At 72.1% G+C, this 14,015-nt stretch carries 12 protein-coding genes; 3 read left to right on the top strand and 9 right to left on the bottom strand.

What is annotated here, in order from left to right; all coding sequences use genetic code 11:
* Nucleotides 1-319, bottom strand: a 319-nt coding sequence (locus tag ACFVGY_RS36580; protein ID WP_385686551.1) for an SDR family NAD(P)-dependent oxidoreductase, incomplete at its 3' end; no start/stop codon positions are given.
* A 222-nt stretch (nucleotides 320-541) separates the two neighbouring features.
* Here ACFVGY_RS36580 and ACFVGY_RS36575 point away from each other — a divergent pair.
* A complete protein-coding gene (locus tag ACFVGY_RS36575; RefSeq protein WP_385686548.1) occupies nucleotides 542-1,042 on the top strand; it encodes an AtaL-like protein in 501 nt (166 codons plus the stop codon).
* A gap of 19 nt (nucleotides 1,043-1,061) precedes the next feature.
* Here the strand turns inward: ACFVGY_RS36575 and ACFVGY_RS36570 are convergent, their stop codons facing one another.
* From ACFVGY_RS36570 to ACFVGY_RS36550, 5 genes are read right to left on the bottom strand one after another with little or no spacing between them, the layout of a single operon-like run.
* Nucleotides 1,062-1,394: a hypothetical protein gene (locus ACFVGY_RS36570; RefSeq protein WP_385686545.1), complete on the bottom strand. Its 333-nt coding sequence runs from the start codon at nucleotides 1,392-1,394 to the stop codon at nucleotides 1,062-1,064.
* Nucleotides 1,391-3,274, bottom strand: a complete 1,884-nt coding sequence (locus ACFVGY_RS36565) for an anthranilate synthase family protein (RefSeq protein ID WP_385686543.1) — start codon at nucleotides 3,272-3,274, stop codon at nucleotides 1,391-1,393. Before ACFVGY_RS36565 ends, ACFVGY_RS36570 begins: the two co-directional genes overlap by 4 nt.
* Nucleotides 3,271-3,945 carry an isochorismatase family protein gene (locus ACFVGY_RS36560; RefSeq protein WP_385686540.1) on the bottom strand — a complete coding sequence of 225 codons (675 nt, stop codon included), beginning with the start codon at nucleotides 3,943-3,945 and terminating at the stop codon, nucleotides 3,271-3,273. Before ACFVGY_RS36560 ends, ACFVGY_RS36565 begins: the two co-directional genes overlap by 4 nt.
* Nucleotides 3,946-4,003: 58 nt before the next feature.
* Nucleotides 4,004-4,777, bottom strand: a complete 774-nt coding sequence (locus ACFVGY_RS36555) for a 2,3-dihydro-2,3-dihydroxybenzoate dehydrogenase (protein ID WP_385686537.1) — start codon at nucleotides 4,775-4,777, stop codon at nucleotides 4,004-4,006.
* 28 nt (nucleotides 4,778-4,805) lie between these two features.
* Nucleotides 4,806-5,975 carry a 3-deoxy-7-phosphoheptulonate synthase gene (locus ACFVGY_RS36550; RefSeq protein WP_385686534.1) on the bottom strand — a complete coding sequence of 390 codons (1,170 nt, stop codon included), beginning with the start codon at nucleotides 5,973-5,975 and terminating at the stop codon, nucleotides 4,806-4,808.
* A gap of 299 nt (nucleotides 5,976-6,274) precedes the next feature.
* Between ACFVGY_RS36550 and ACFVGY_RS36545 the strand changes: the two genes are divergently transcribed.
* Nucleotides 6,275-7,300, top strand: coding sequence for a transaldolase family protein (locus ACFVGY_RS36545; RefSeq protein ID WP_385686531.1), 1,026 nt, complete (start codon nucleotides 6,275-6,277; stop codon nucleotides 7,298-7,300).
* Here ACFVGY_RS36545 and pabB read toward each other — a convergent pair.
* Nucleotides 7,227-9,431 (bottom strand): aminodeoxychorismate synthase component I, encoded by a 2,205-nt coding sequence (gene pabB / locus ACFVGY_RS36540; RefSeq protein WP_385686529.1) that lies wholly within the window; start codon nucleotides 9,429-9,431, stop codon nucleotides 7,227-7,229. The genes ACFVGY_RS36545 and pabB overlap by 74 nt on opposite strands.
* Before the next feature lie 23 nt (nucleotides 9,432-9,454).
* A complete protein-coding gene (locus ACFVGY_RS36535; protein WP_385686526.1) occupies nucleotides 9,455-10,195 on the bottom strand; it encodes a 50S ribosomal protein L11 methyltransferase in 741 nt (246 codons plus the stop codon).
* Nucleotides 10,196-10,525: 330 nt separating this feature from the next.
* Here ACFVGY_RS36535 and ACFVGY_RS36530 point away from each other — a divergent pair, with 330 nt between their 5' ends.
* Complete coding sequence (locus tag ACFVGY_RS36530; RefSeq protein WP_385686523.1) at nucleotides 10,526-12,436, top strand: helix-turn-helix domain-containing protein; 1,911 nt, start codon at nucleotides 10,526-10,528, stop codon at nucleotides 12,434-12,436.
* Nucleotides 12,437-12,459: 23 nt separating this feature from the next.
* Here the strand turns inward: ACFVGY_RS36530 and ACFVGY_RS36525 are convergent, their stop codons facing one another.
* Nucleotides 12,460-13,617 (bottom strand): IS701 family transposase, encoded by a 1,158-nt coding sequence (locus tag ACFVGY_RS36525; RefSeq protein ID WP_385686520.1) that lies wholly within the window; start codon nucleotides 13,615-13,617, stop codon nucleotides 12,460-12,462.
* Nucleotides 13,618-14,015 lie beyond the last annotated feature (398 nt).

Genomic DNA, 14,015 nt, shown 5'->3' with positions numbered 1-14,015 from the left:
GGGGGGGGCGCCGCGTGGGGGGGTTGCTGCGCCCGCCCTGGCGGGGGCGCCGGCGGGGGGCCGCCCCCGCGCCCCCCCCGCGGGGGGGGGGGGGGCCGCGGCCGCCCCCCCCGGTGGTGTCGGAGACGTCGGCGACGATGAGGTCGGCCCGCCCGCCCGCGTCGCGGATCAGCTTCACCGTTCCTTCCAGCGTCTCCGGGTGGCGGCCCGCGACCACCACGAGGGCGCCGAGCCGGGCGAAGGCGACCGCCGCTGCCCGGCCGATGCCTTCGCCTCCTCCGGTGACGAGGACGACCTGGCCGTCGAACCGTTCAGACATCACCGTTCTCCTGATTCTCCGCATCGGATTCATCGGGAAGGCGCTCTGCGGAACGCCATCGACCAACCCTCACCCTGCAAGAGATCGCCCCCTTGCGGGCAGTGTGTCCGGTTCACTTCGTCAGGTCATCGGAGCAGTTGACGTAATGGCCCGACCGGCTTTGACACCCTCGGTCGCCGGACCGATGCTGCACGCCGGCCCACCGGCGGAAAAGGGAGATCAATGCTGACGCTTTCGTGGACGCGCCCGATTGTCAGCGCAGGTCAGGACGGGTGTCCGGCTCCCACGAGGGAGAGCCTGTGGCAGGCTCTGCTCCACAAGGCGGAGTTCCCCACGGGCTATGTTCCGGCCATTACCGAATGCCGGATCAACGAACGCTGCACCGATGGTTTCGTACGGGAAATCCGACGCGGCGACCTGACATTCCTGCAACGGGTGACCCCGCAGGAGAGCGCCGGACGCATTACCTACCGGCACCTGAACGACACCGACATCGCAGAGATACGCAACGAAATCGGTGAGGACGCGGAGGGCCGGCTCACGCTCACGCTGAGCATCACCCTCACCGACCGCCCGGCGGCGGCGGTCCTCGCGCAGAACCCCTGGCTGCGGGACCTGGACACCGACTTCCACGGCACGCTCGACGCCATGACGGAGGTCCTGCACCGCGTGAGCACCCGCTCGGCCACGACGACGGCCCCCCACGCCCCCGAGGGGCCGTGAGGGGCCGCGCGCGTACCGCTCAGACTGCCGGGATCAGGCCGAGGCCCGGCAGTACGGGCATGCCGTGCACGCCCTCGACCGTCGCCTCGACGTCGAACACCGTGTACTGCACGGGGGTGCGCCCGATCAGCTCGGCGGCCCGCGGGGCCAGCGGCTGCGCCGCTGCCTGCGCGGACTCCCACAGCATCACCGCGCCCCAGCGCTCCGTCGCCGGGTCCGCGATCCAGAACTTCAGCCGCAGCCCCTCGACCGCGGCGAACCGGTCCACCGCCTCCTCGCGCAGGTACGCCCGCAACGACTCGATGCTGTGCCCGGACCCCTTCAGGTCCCACCAGGCCACCGTCGCCCTCATACGAGCGACTCGCTGAGCAGGCCGGACAGTGCCTCGCTGACGATGCGGATGCCGTCCTCGGTGAGCACCGACTCGGCGTGGAACTGCATCGACCGGAAACCGGGCCCGCGCAGCGCGTGCACCTCGCCGGTCTCCGTCTCCCGGCACACCTCGACGGTGCCGACGCCGGGCACCTCCACGGCGTCCGCGGTGCTCTGCGCGGCGAAGGTGTTGTAGAAGCCGACGCGCTCGCGCCGCCCGAACAGCTCGATCTCGCGCTGCACGCCCTGGTTGGGGTGTTCGCGCCGCTTGAGGGGGAAGCCGAGCTTGGTGCTGAGCACCTGGTGGCTCAGGCACACGGCGAGGAAGGGCCGCCGCTCCGCGAGCAGGGTGTCGACCGCCGCGTGCAGGTGCGCGATCTTCGGGTGTCCCAGCTCGCGCGGGTCGCCCGGCCCCGGCCCCATCACGACGAGGTCGTACGGGGCGAAGCTGTACGGCTCGTCGAAGCGGCAGACGGTGACGTCGGCCTCCATGGCCCGCAGCTGGTGCTCGATCATCGCGGTGAAGGTGTCCTCCGCGTCGACAACGAGCACCTTGCGGCCCACCAGCAGCGGCACGGGCCGGGCCCGGGCCGAGTCGTCGTCCAGCCAGAAGCCCGCGATGGTGGCGTTGCGCCGGCTCAGGGCCGCCCGGACCTCGGGGTGGTCGCCGAAGCGGCGCGGCCCGGGCTGCTCGAACACGGCGAGCAGCCCGGACGCCTTGGCCCGGGTCTCGGCCACCTCGGACAGCGGGTCGGAGTGGCGTACGAGGGTGGCGCCGACGCCGATGCGCATGCGGCCGCGGCCGTCGATGTCGGCGGTGCGGATCAGGATCGCCGAGTCCAGGGTGCGCTCGCTCCGCTCGTCCTGGCCGATCAGGGCGAGGACGCCGCTGTAGTAGCCGCGCCCCTGGGGCTCGTACTTCTTGATGACCTTGCCGGCGCTCTCCAGCGGGGAGCCGGTCACGGTCGGGGCGAACAGGGTCTCGTGGAGGATCTCGCGGGGGTCGCGGGAGGTGCGGCCCTCGATGAAGTACTCGGTGTGGGCGAGGCGGGCCATCTCCTTGAGGTACGGGCCCACGACGCGGCCGCCGGATTCGCAGATCCGGGCCATCATCTTCAGTTCCTCGTCGACGACCATGTACAGCTCGTCGGCCTCCTTGCGGTCGGCGAGGAAGTCCATGACGCCGGGCAGCTCCGGGCCCGAGGGCGGGAAGCGGTAGGTGCCGCTGATGGGGTTCATCACGGCGCGGCCGCCGGAGACGCTCACGTGCCGCTCGGGGGAGGCCCCGATGAGGGTGCGGTCGCCGGTGTGGACGACGAACGTCCAGTAGGCGCCCGTCTCGCGTTCCAGCAGCCGGCGGAAGAAGCGCAGGGCCGCGCCGACCGAGTAGTCGCTGATGTCGGCGACGAAGGAGCGCTTCAGCACGAAGTTGGCGCCCTCGCCGGTGCCGATCTCGTCCGCGATGACGCGGCGAACCGTTTCGGCGTAGGTGTCGTCGTCGATGTCGAAGTCGCCGCCCGGCACGAGCTGCACGGGTGCGTCGGGGATCCGGTCCAGCACCGTCCCGAGCGGCACCTGCGCCTGTTCGGCGATGGTCATGGCGAGCAGCGGGGTGCCGTCGTCGGGCGCCTCGAAGCCGCGTTCGGCGAGCTGCCGGTACGGGACGAGGGCCAGCACGTCCTGGCGGTTTCCGGCGCCGGGCTCGACGCCGGCGAGGGGGATGTCGGCGAGGGCGGCCGCCTCGGTGAACTCGCCCAGGAACAGGTCGAGGCTGTGGCCGACGGTGGTCTCCGGGCGGTGGATCAGGGCGAAGGCCGGGGGCCGGTCGGCGAGGATCCGGCCCAGCAGGTCCTCGGTCATGCGGATTCCCTTCCCGCGTACGCGGCCACCCGGTCCGGGAGGGCCGTGAGCAGTTCCTTGGTGGTGGTCAGGCGCGCGCAGCGGCCGGCGGCGTACTCCAGCGCCATCCGGTGCTCCTCCCAGCTGAAGTCGGCGACGGCGTCGGCGACCAGGAAGGGCTGGATGTCGTTGGTGAACGCGTCGACGGCGGTCATCAGGACGCCGACGTGGGCGTAGACACCGCAGATGATCAGCTGGTCGCGGCCGGCGGCGCGCATCCGCTCCAGCAGGTCGGTCTTGAAGAAGGCGCTGTAGCGCCACTTGGTCAGCATCCAGTCGCCGTCGGCGGGCGCCACGGGGTCGATGACCTGGCGGTGCTCGGCGCTGGGCCGCATGCCCGGCCCCCAGAAGTCCTTCAGCAGGCCCCGCTCCTCGGGGGTCATGCCACCGGGCTGGGCGGTGTAGGCGACCGGGATGCCGAGCTCGGCCGCGCGGGTGCGCAGCGCGCCGGCGTTGCGGGACAGGTCCACGACGGGCTGCTCGCCCTGCGGGAACGCGGCCAGGAAGTACTTCTGCAGGTCGTGCACCAGCAGGACGGCGCGGTCGGGATCGACGTCCCAGTCGACGGCGGAGGCGGGCAGGTCGGCCGCCTCCGGCATCGGGTAGGGGGTGATCGCAGGTATGCCTGCCATTCCCTTCTTCCTCTCGTTCACGCTCTCGGTCACGGTTCGCTGGCTGGTTGCACCGGTCTCAGACACCGAGCGCCGCCCCGCCGTCCACGGTGAGGTCGTGCATGGTGATGTGGGACGCCTTGTCGGAGAGGAGGAAGACGACCGCTTCGGCGACGTCCTCGGGGCGGGCCAGCTTGCCGAGCGGGATGCCGACGCGGTAGGCGTCCGGGACGCCGTCGATGGAGGCCCGCGCGCTGCTCTCGTCCTGCCACATGGAGTTGAGCATCGGGGTGTCGGTGGAGCCGGGCGCGACGAGGTTCGCGCGGATGCCGTACTTGGCGACCTCCAGGCCCAGGCACTTGGTGAACATGGTCGCGGCCGCCTTGGATGCGGCGTACGCGGACATCTCGGTACGGGCGGTGCCCGCGGCGTTGGATGCGATCGTGACGATCGCGCCCCGGCGGCGCGGCACCATGCGGTTGACGACGGCCCGGGAGACGAAGAAGACCCCCGTGGTGTTGACCGCGAACGTCGTGCTCCACTCCTGGTCGGTCAGCTTGCGCGCCTCGGCGAGGCGCAGCACGCCGGCGGCGTTGACGAGGAAGTCGAGCGGGCCGACCAGCGCCTCGACGTCGTCGACGAGCGCCTCGACGTCCGCGCTGGCGGTGACGTCCGCGGGGAACGGCTCCACGCGGGCACCGCCGTCCTCCTCGACGGCCTTGGCCACCTTGCGCAGTCGGTCGGCGTCCCGGTCGACCGCGGCCACGCGGACACCCCGGGAAGCCAGCGCGCGCACGATGGCCTCGCCTATGCCGCCGGCCGCTCCGGTCACCAGAGCGATCTTTCCTTCCATGATGGAGTAACCCCCTTGGTTGTCAGCCTCAGCCGCGCCATGCGGAGGCGACTTCGATTGCCTGGTCGGAATTGAGGCGCGGGTCGCAGAACGAGGTGTACTTCTCGCCGAGCTCGTCGACGTGGTATTCGTCGGTGACACATTCGTGCACCTGGTCGGGGGTGGTCTCCAGATGGAGTCCGGCTGCGACTCCGCCGTTTTCCACGACGGCCCGCTGGAATTCCTCGACCTCGCGCACGACGGTTTCGACATAACGGGTCTTGATACCGCCGGGCGCGGTGACGGTGTTCCCGTGCATCGGGTCGCACATCCACAGCACCGGGTGGCCGGCCTCGCGGACCGCGCGGACCAGCGCGGGCAGCTTCTCGGCGGCCTTGCCCTGGCCCATCCGGGATATGAGGGTGAGCCGGCCCGGCTCCCGCCGGGGGTCGAGCCGGCCGCACAGTTCGAGGAGCCCGTCCGGGGTCATGGTCGGACCGACCTTGGTGGCGACCGGGTTGGCGATGGTCGCGAACAGCTCGACGTGGGCGCCGTCCAGGGCGCGGGTGCGCTCGCCCATCCACGGCCAGTGGGTGGAGGCGAGCAGCACGGAGCCGTCGTCCTGGGTGCGCAGCATCGGGCCCTCGTAGTCGAGGAGCAGGGCCTCGTGGCTGGTCCACACCGGCGCCTCGGCCGGGGACGGGCGGCCCTCGCCGTGCCAGCCGAGGGCGGTCATGGCGCCGGCGGCCGCCTTGTAGCCGGTGACCAGGCGCCGCGGGTCGGGACGGCGCAGCTCGGGGTCGGGCTCCGGGCTGTTGACCATGTGGCCGCGGTAGACCGGGAGCTCCACGCCGGCCACGGTCTCGGTCGGGCTGGAGCGGGGCTTGCCGAACTGCCCGGCGAGCCGGCCCACGCGGATGACCGGCTTGAGCGAGCGGGCCTTCATGACGCCGGCCAGGACGTCCAGGAGCGCCGCCTTGCGGGCCACGTAGCCGGGGGTGCACTCGGCCGGGTCCTCGGCGCAGTCGCCGCCCTGGATGATCTGGAGCTCGCCCCGCGCCGCGGAGGCGAGCAGGGTCCCCAGGTGGTCGACGTCCTCACGGCGTACCAGCGCGGGAGATCCCGCGAGTTCGGCCCTGGCGCTCGCCAGGGCTTCTTCGTCCGGCCATACGGGCTGCTGGCCCGCGGGCAATCTATTCCAGCGTGCAACACCGTGCATGCGGCACCTCCCAGTGCTGTACGTACCTGCCGTGACATCGGATGCAGCGAGAAGTCTGTGAAACGGGGAATCGCGCGAACCACAAGACATTTCGCACTTCGTCATGTGGCACGTATTCGGTCAGGTCGATTAGCGGATTCGAAAATAAACCTGACGCATCAGCCGCTGACATAACGGCGGCCGGCCGGAAACCATTTAAGGTCCGCGCGCTCGGCGGGGACGGCCTGCGGCGAGCACTTGACACACCATCACCGCATTGTTTCCTGGATATGTCGGGACGTTCTAAGGTGCGAAGCGTGGTGAGTCAAGGAGCTGGAGCGCTGCTGAAGCAGCTGGTGTCGGAGGGTGTGTCCCCGTGGCTGAGCGCGCGGGATCCCGCCGAGTTCGCCACGGGGGCCCGGTATCCGACGCTGGGAGGCCACTTCCACAACGCCCTCGCGCCGGCGGGCAGTACGCCGTCCCAGGCGCGGCGTGCCTGCGATCTGCTCATGCCGGTGTTCGAGGTGAGCAAGGGCACGGTGGGCCACGTGTCCGTGCCGGTTCCGCCCCGGTGGGCCCATGACGCGCGGGCGCTGGCCGCGGCGGCCCGCGCGCTGCACGGTGCGGTGGCGCGGCCCAACGCGCTGATCCGCATGCCCATGACCCCGGCGGGGGTCGAGGCGCTGGCCGACTGCCTCGCCGACGGGGTCGGGGTGCACGCCTCGCTGGTCTTCTCGGCCGAGCGGTACGCCGAGGTGCTCGACGCGTACGTGGCCGGGCTGGAGCGGTCCCTCGCGTCGGGCCGGCCGCTGGGCGGCGCCCCGATGGTGGCCTCGTTCCCGGTGGGCCTGTTCGACCGGGAGGTCGCGGCCCGGCTGGACCGGCTGGGCGTGCCCGCGGACGACGAGGTGCGCGGCGCTGCGGGCCTGGCGGTGGCCCGGCGGATGTACCGGCTGCGCGAGGAGCGGCTGTCCGGGGACTGGTGGCGGGTGCTGCGGGCCAACGGGGCGCTGCAGCCGCGGCTGCTGTGGGGCACCGGTGCGGACGGCGGCGTGGGCGCCCTCGTGGGCTGGAACACGGCGCTGGCGCTGTCCGTGGAGACGCTGGAGGCCGCCGCCCGGGAACCGGCGCTGACCGGCGACACCCTGCTGAACGCCGACGCCGAGGCGGCGTGCGCGCTGCGCGCGCTGGAGCGGCTGGGGGTGCACGCCGGTGAGGTCGCGGCCGTGCTGGAGGCGGCGGAGCTCGCGCGCCTCCAGCACGGCCGGGCGGTCAGGACGGAATCCGTGCCGGCCTCCGGTCCGGGAACCGGGTTCGCGTCAGCGCCAGCAGCGGAGCAGCCTTGACGGCGGTCTCCTCGTACTCGGCGTCCGGGTCGGACAGGGCGATCACGGCCCCGCCCACCCCGTAGGCGACGCGGCCGGCGGTGACGGTGGCGGTGCGGATCACGATGCTCAGGTCCGCGGCGCCGGAGAGCGAGAAGTAGCCGATCGCACCGGAGTAGACCCCGCGCGGGCCCGCTTCGAGCCGGTCGATGATCTGCATGGTGCGGATCTTCGGGGCTCCGGTCATCGACCCGCCGGGGAAGGCGGCGCGGACGCAGTCCACGGCCGTCAGCTCCGGGCGCAGCCGGGCCCGTACGGTGCTCACGAGCTGGTGGACGGTGGCGTAGCTCTCGATCCGGAACAGCTCCTCGGCCTCGACGGTGCCGGGGACCGCGCAGCGGCCGAGGTCGTTGCGGACCAGGTCGACGATCATGAGGTTCTCGGAGCGGTCCTTCTCGTCGCTCCTCAGGTCCTCGACGTGGGCCGCGTCCTCCTCGGCGGTGGCGCCGCGCGGCCGGGTGCCCTTGATCGGCGAGGACTCGACCGCGCCGTCCGGGGAGACGCGCAGGAACCGCTCCGGCGAGGTGCTGAGCACGTTCAGCCCGCCGAACTGCAGGAGGGCGGCGAACGGCGCCGGGCTGGTGCGGCGCAGGGTGCGGTACGCCGCCCAGGGGTCGAGGGCGGTCTCGGCCTCGGCCATGTTGGTGAGGCAGACCTCGTACGTCTCGCCGGCGGCGATCTCCGCTAGGCAGGTGTCGATGAGGTCCAGGTAGGCGTCGCGGTCGTGGCGCAGCCGGATCTCGCCGCCGCCTTCCTGCGGGCGCGGGGCCGGCAGCTTGAACCCGGCGAGGCGGGCGAGGCGTTCGGCGGTGCCGGCCAGCCAGGCGTCGGCCGCGGCGGCGGAGGCCTCGGTGCCGTCCTCGACGAGGGCGAGCAGCCAGGTGGTCCGCGCGGCGTGGTCGAAGACCAGGGCCCGGTCGGCGAAGACCATCGTGGCGTCGGCGACGGGCGAGCGGTGCACGAGATCGCCGCCGCACTCGGCCTTGAGCTCGTAGCCGAGGTAGCCGACCCAGCCGAGGGTGAAGTCGAAGGGGAGGGCGGGGTGTTCGGGGAGTTCGGTGCGCAGGGAGCGCAGGTCCCGGTCGATCCACTCCAGGAAGGGGGCGGCGACGAGCTCGCTGCGGCCGTCCGCCGAGTCGACGGTGACGACCTTGCTCCACACGTCGGCCGAGGCGACCCGGGCCAGCGGGCCGGTGGCGTCGCCCATGACCGAGAACCGGCCGCGGTCGCCGCCGGGCAGGCTGCTGTCCAGCCAGTAGGCGTGGTCGTTGCCGCGGAACAGCTGGTCGTAGACGGTCTCGGAGTCCCAGCGGGTGGGCAGCGTGCGGGCGACGAGCCGGAGCCGGCGCGCCGGCGCCTCGGCGGCGGCCGGGGCGGGCACGGGCCGAGAGGCGGGCACGGGCTGTGCGGCGGGCACGGGCTGTGCGGCGGGCACGGGTCGAGGGGCGGGCTGCGGGGCGCCGGCGGCGGCCGTCCGGCGGCGGGCGGCGGGGTGCCCGGAGGGCTGGTCGGCCTGGTGGGCGCGGGTCAGGTCCGCGAAGTTTGCAATCAGCTGCATTCCGTACTGACTGCAAATGGACTCGGGGTGGAACTGCACCCCCCACTGCGGCCGGGTGCGGTGCCGCAGGCCCATCAGGACGCCGTCCGGGGTCCACGCGGTGGCCTCCAGGACGGCGGGCAGGTCCGTCACGGTGAGCGAGTGGTAGCGGACCACGTCCAGCGGCGAGGGCAGGGCGGCGAACAGGCCCGTTCCGTCGTGCAGGACCGGCGAGGTGCGGCCGTGGCGGGGCTCGGGGGCGCGGTCGACGGTGGCGCCGTGCACGTGGCCGATCCCCTGGTGGCCGAGGCAGATTCCGAACAAGGGCAGGTCGGAGCGCTCGATGATCTCCGTGCAGATGCCGAAGTCGGTGGACCGGCGCGGGGTTCCGGGGCCCGGTGAGACGACGACGTTGTCGAACGCCGAGAGTTGTGCGAACTTCCAGTTGGGGTCGTCATTACGGACGACCTCCGGCTCCCGCCCATTCACCTCGGCCAGATAGTGGAAGAGGTTATACGTAAACGAGTCGTAATTGTCGACAAGTAGCGTACGCACGACGAAATATCCCCCCGTTCAAATCAAGCCGAGAGTGGCCTGATTTCGATCAGCATGTGCTCGACCATGTCTTCTCCGTACTCCCCCTCGCGCACCCGCCGGCTGGCCACCGTCTCCAGCTCGCGCCCGCAGGCGTCGGCGATCCGGTACAGCGCCTCCAGGTCGCCGCGGTCGCTGAAGTGGAGCAGGACCCGTCCCCCGGGCGTCGTCCAGTGCACCGACTGCTCCAGGAACCGGCGGTGCGCCTGGTAGCCGGCGTCCACGTACGCCCGCTCGTGCACCGACTTGTACTCGTAGCTCGCGGGCCCCATCACGTAGTTGGAGCTCCAGAAGACCGTGTCAAAACGTTCCTGCTCGCGCAGACCGGAGAACAGGTCGCTGTGGCAGGCCCGCAGACGGTCCGTCACGCCGTGCCGCTCCGCGTTGACGGCCGCGTTCTCCACGGCGGAGGGGCTGATGTCGGCCGCGACGACCCGGTCGCATCCGGCCAGGGCGGCGGTCACGGCGATCACGCCGGTGCCGCACCCGATCTCCAGGAACGAGTCGGAACGGGCCGCTGCCGCCTCGCCGTCGAGACCGAGGAGCTCCAGGGACACCGCCGTGGAGGGGGAGTACACCGGTGCGAAAACCTCGTCGAACAGGTCCCACTCGCGGCCGGCCAGGCTGAACACCCGCGGACGGTCCGCCCTGGTCAGGGACAGCCTGCTGCGCAGCAGCGACCGCTCGTAACTCTGGAGCTGAGACAGCTGGGTCAGCTGGGTCATGCGAACTCCTCAAGGAAGCACCGTGGCTGATGGCGTCCCGGTGGTGGTGACGCCACCGGAGCGCTCGGTGATCAGCCTGCCCCCCACGGGACCTCGACCAGAAGGTGCCCAGATGACAGCATCGCTCTCGGGGTGTGGTGATCGGGCCACCCTCGGAGGGCCTGACCTGGCCCAAGTCCCACTGGACCAAGTCCCAAGCGATTCTTGACCGATTCTTACCCCAAGAGATACTTTCTGGCGGGCCATGGGACTGCTTGCACCCAGCTTCGTGCAAACATGAACGGCTTAATGGGGGTCGGGGGGAAAATCGTGGTCGACCACGCTTACGAAATGCTGGAACTGCTGAACAGAGAGGCGCCCGCTGCCGCCTTCGACGAGGTGGTCCGCAAAGCGCGCGAGTCAGGCCTGTCCGGAGAAGACCTCGCCCAGCTCACCAGGGCCCGCGACCAGAGCCTCGGCATCCGGGCCCTCTTCGTACGCCGCCAACAGCGCGAGGCCGGCCTCGCCGCCCTCGTCGACACCGCCCGAGACCTCACCCTTCCCTACGACCTCGACGAGCTGCTGAAGGTCATCACCCGCCGGGCCCGGCTCCTGCTCGGCCTCGACATGGCCTGGGTGAGCTTCGACGACCTGGAGGAGGGCTGTTCCCGGGTGCGCTCGGCCGACGGCCACGCCTCCGCCCTGACCATCGGGTTCGCCATCCCCCTCACCGGCGGCGGCGTCGGCCGGCGCGCCGCCGAGGGCTCGGCCCCCTTCTGGTCGGCCGACTACATGAACGACGCGAGCTTCAACCACAGCCCGATCATCGACGAGGTGGTCCAGGCCGAGGGGCTGCACGCGGTCATGGCCGTCCCGCTGCGGCACGCCGGCGCCAGCCTCGGCGCCCTCTACGTCGCCGACCGCAACGTCCGGCACTTCACCCCGGACGAGGTCTCGCTGATGAGTTCGCTCGCCGACCTTGCAACCGTTGCGATCGAGAAGGCGCGCCTGCTGGAGCAGACCCGGTACGAGGTCGAGGAGCTGGAGCAGGACACCTCGCGCGCCCTGGACTCCTCCACCACCGCCCGCCAGCTGCGGGAGACCCACGGCCGCCTCCTCGACCTCGTCCTCCAGGGCGTGGGCCTCGGCAGCCTGGCCGCCGAGGCCGTCAAGGGCCTCGACGGCACCCTCGTCGTCCGTGACGCCGGCGGCCGGACCCTGGCCTGCCCCGTCGGCGAACCGCCGGAGCTGGACGAGGCGGAGATCCGCACCGTCCTGCTCGACGCGCACACCGACCGCCAGCCCCGCAGCACCCCCGACGGCGTGTGGGTCGCCTCGATCGCCGCCGGCGACGAGATGCTGGGCACCCTCATCCTCACCACCGCGGAACCGGCCTCCTACCTCCAGGTCCAGCTCCTCGCCCTCACCGCCCAGGTGACGGCGGTGGTCCTGCTGATGGAACAGGGCATGGCCGCCGCCGAGGGCCACATGCGGGACGAGTTCTTCCAGGACCTGCTGCGCGGCACCTCGCTGTCCCCGGTGCAGGTCGCCGAGCAGAGCCGCCGGCTCGCCCTCAACCTCGACGAGCCCCACGTCATCGTCATCGCCCGGCCCGAGGGAGGGGTCCAGGGCCGCGTCGCCGCCTGGGCCGCCTCGTACGCCAACCGCCACCACGGCCTCAAGAGCATCGACGGCGACGGGGTGGTGCTGCTGCTCCCCGGCACCGGGGCCGGTGCCATCGCCCGCGCGGCGTCGAAGGAACTCAGCGAGGTGCTCGGCCGGCCCGTCACCGCAGGCTCGGCCGGACCCGTCGACAACCCGTCGGACGTCGCCCGCATGCACCAGGAGGCCCGCCGCTGCCTGGACGCGGTGACCGCGCTCAACGGCGCCGGGAGCACCGCCTCCCCCGAGGAGCTGGGCTTCCTCGGCGTCCTCCTCTCCGAGAAGCCGAACATCGACCGGTTCATCAGCGACACCATCGGCCCGGTCCTCGACTACGACGACCAGCAGTACACCGAGCTGATCCGCACCATGGAGGCGTACTTCGCCTCCGCCAACAGCCCCTCCCGGGCCGCCGAGTCCCTGCACGTCCACCCCAACACGGTCTCCCGCAGGTTGGAGCGGATCACCGAGATCCTCGGCGAGGACTGGCAGAAGCCCACCCAGGCCCTCCAGGTGCAGCTCGCCCTCCAGCTCCAGCGGACCCGCCAGGCCCTCAGCCAGGGCCGCCGCACCGCCGCCCCCCGGCACGCGCTCGGCTGAACCGGCGCCGCAGGGGCGGAGAGCTACTGCTCGCCGCCCCTGCGCTCCGTCAGCATCCGCACCGCGTGGGCGGCCGAGGCCAACGTGGTGTGCCGGTGCCAGCCACCGAAGGACCGCCCGCCGAAGTCGGTCATCCCCACCTTCTGCGACACCGTCGCGAAGTCGTGCTCCACGTTCTGGGACCGCTTCGCCAGCCGCAGCAGTGCTCCGGGAGGGGCCTGGACCATGTCACTGACCCAGCACCGCTCGGGCCAGCCGCGAGGGTCGGTCCACTCGCCGAACAGCAGCACCGGGGCCGACGCCTGCGGCAGCTCCACCCGCACCCCGACGACCAGCGAGGTGCGCGGCCGCAGGGTCAGCGGGTCCAGCCAGGTCACCGGCCGGCGCAGCGTACGGGCCATCAGCAGCAGCTGGTGCGCGGCGAGTTCGCGGTTCCCGCTGGTCGGCAGTACCGGATCGGCGCACCGTACCCGCATCGAGCCGCGGGCCGTCGCCACGAAGTGCAGGCCGACCGGTCCGAGGCGCCGGGCCACCGCCGCCGGTTCGACGTCGGGCAGGTCGAACACCACCGGCCGGTGCGGCTGCCCCACCCAGTCCCGCAGCTCCTCCACGGCCCCGGCCGCGCATTCCAGCGGGCTCGTCGCCAACTCCGACCGGTGCACGTTCGGCGACAGCGGGCCGACGCTGTCGCGCCACTTCTCGGTGAGCGCCAGCCGCCAGTTGACGGGGCAGCTCTGCTCCTCCGCGACGGACCACACCCCGAACGCCACCTGGCTGTTGACCATCTGCCCGCGCTCCGGGACGAAGCGGCGCGCGACGCCCACCGACTCGGTCCCCGCCTTGGAGATGATCACCGGCTGGACCACCCAGGCGCGAGGCCGCAGGGCGCGTTCGAGGTACCGGGCGAGGGCGGCCCGCACGGGGCCCCAGTCCCAGGTGGAGGACACGACGAAGTGGTGGAGGCTCTGCTCGGCCGCCCGGTCACCGACATGGGCCGCGATGTTCCGTATCGACTTGCGGCCCTCGGCCTTGAGCAGCCCGCGCAGGTACACCTCACCCTTGCGGCGCTGGTCGCTGCGCGGCAGCGAGGCGAACAACTCGGCGCAGAGCTCGTCGACGACCAGGTCCGGTACGAACCGGCTGCTCAGCGTCTCCAGTCGTTCGAGACTTGGTGCGCTCATGATGCATCCATCCTTCCCCCGGCTTCCTCCTCAGCGCTTCAACCCTGGGGCTGGGGGGAGTACGGGAACCAGGTGGAGCCGTCACACACATTCGCCCTCAGGTGCAGGGCGGACCATCACGCCGAACGGACCGGACCGGCTGCCTGATCACCCGCCGGAGCGCACCCCGTGCCCTTGGCCAGGCCAGAGGCGGATCGCACGCTCCGGGCAGGGGGCTCGGACGCACTGGACCACTGGCCTCCAACGCCCCACCAGGCCTTTTGCACCACGCGATGGTGGCCGCGCCACCATCGCCGGCTCCGGGGGGGGGGGGGGGGGGGCCCCCCCCCGCCCCCGCGGGGGGGGGGGGCGCGGGGGGGGGGCCCCCGGGGGGGGGGGGCGCCCCCCCGGGGGGGTGG

Source organism: Streptomyces sp. NPDC127106, assembly GCF_042677605.1.
Lineage (GTDB): Bacteria > Actinomycetota > Actinomycetes > Streptomycetales > Streptomycetaceae > Streptomyces.
This window is presented reverse-complemented; position numbering and strand designations above follow the sequence as displayed.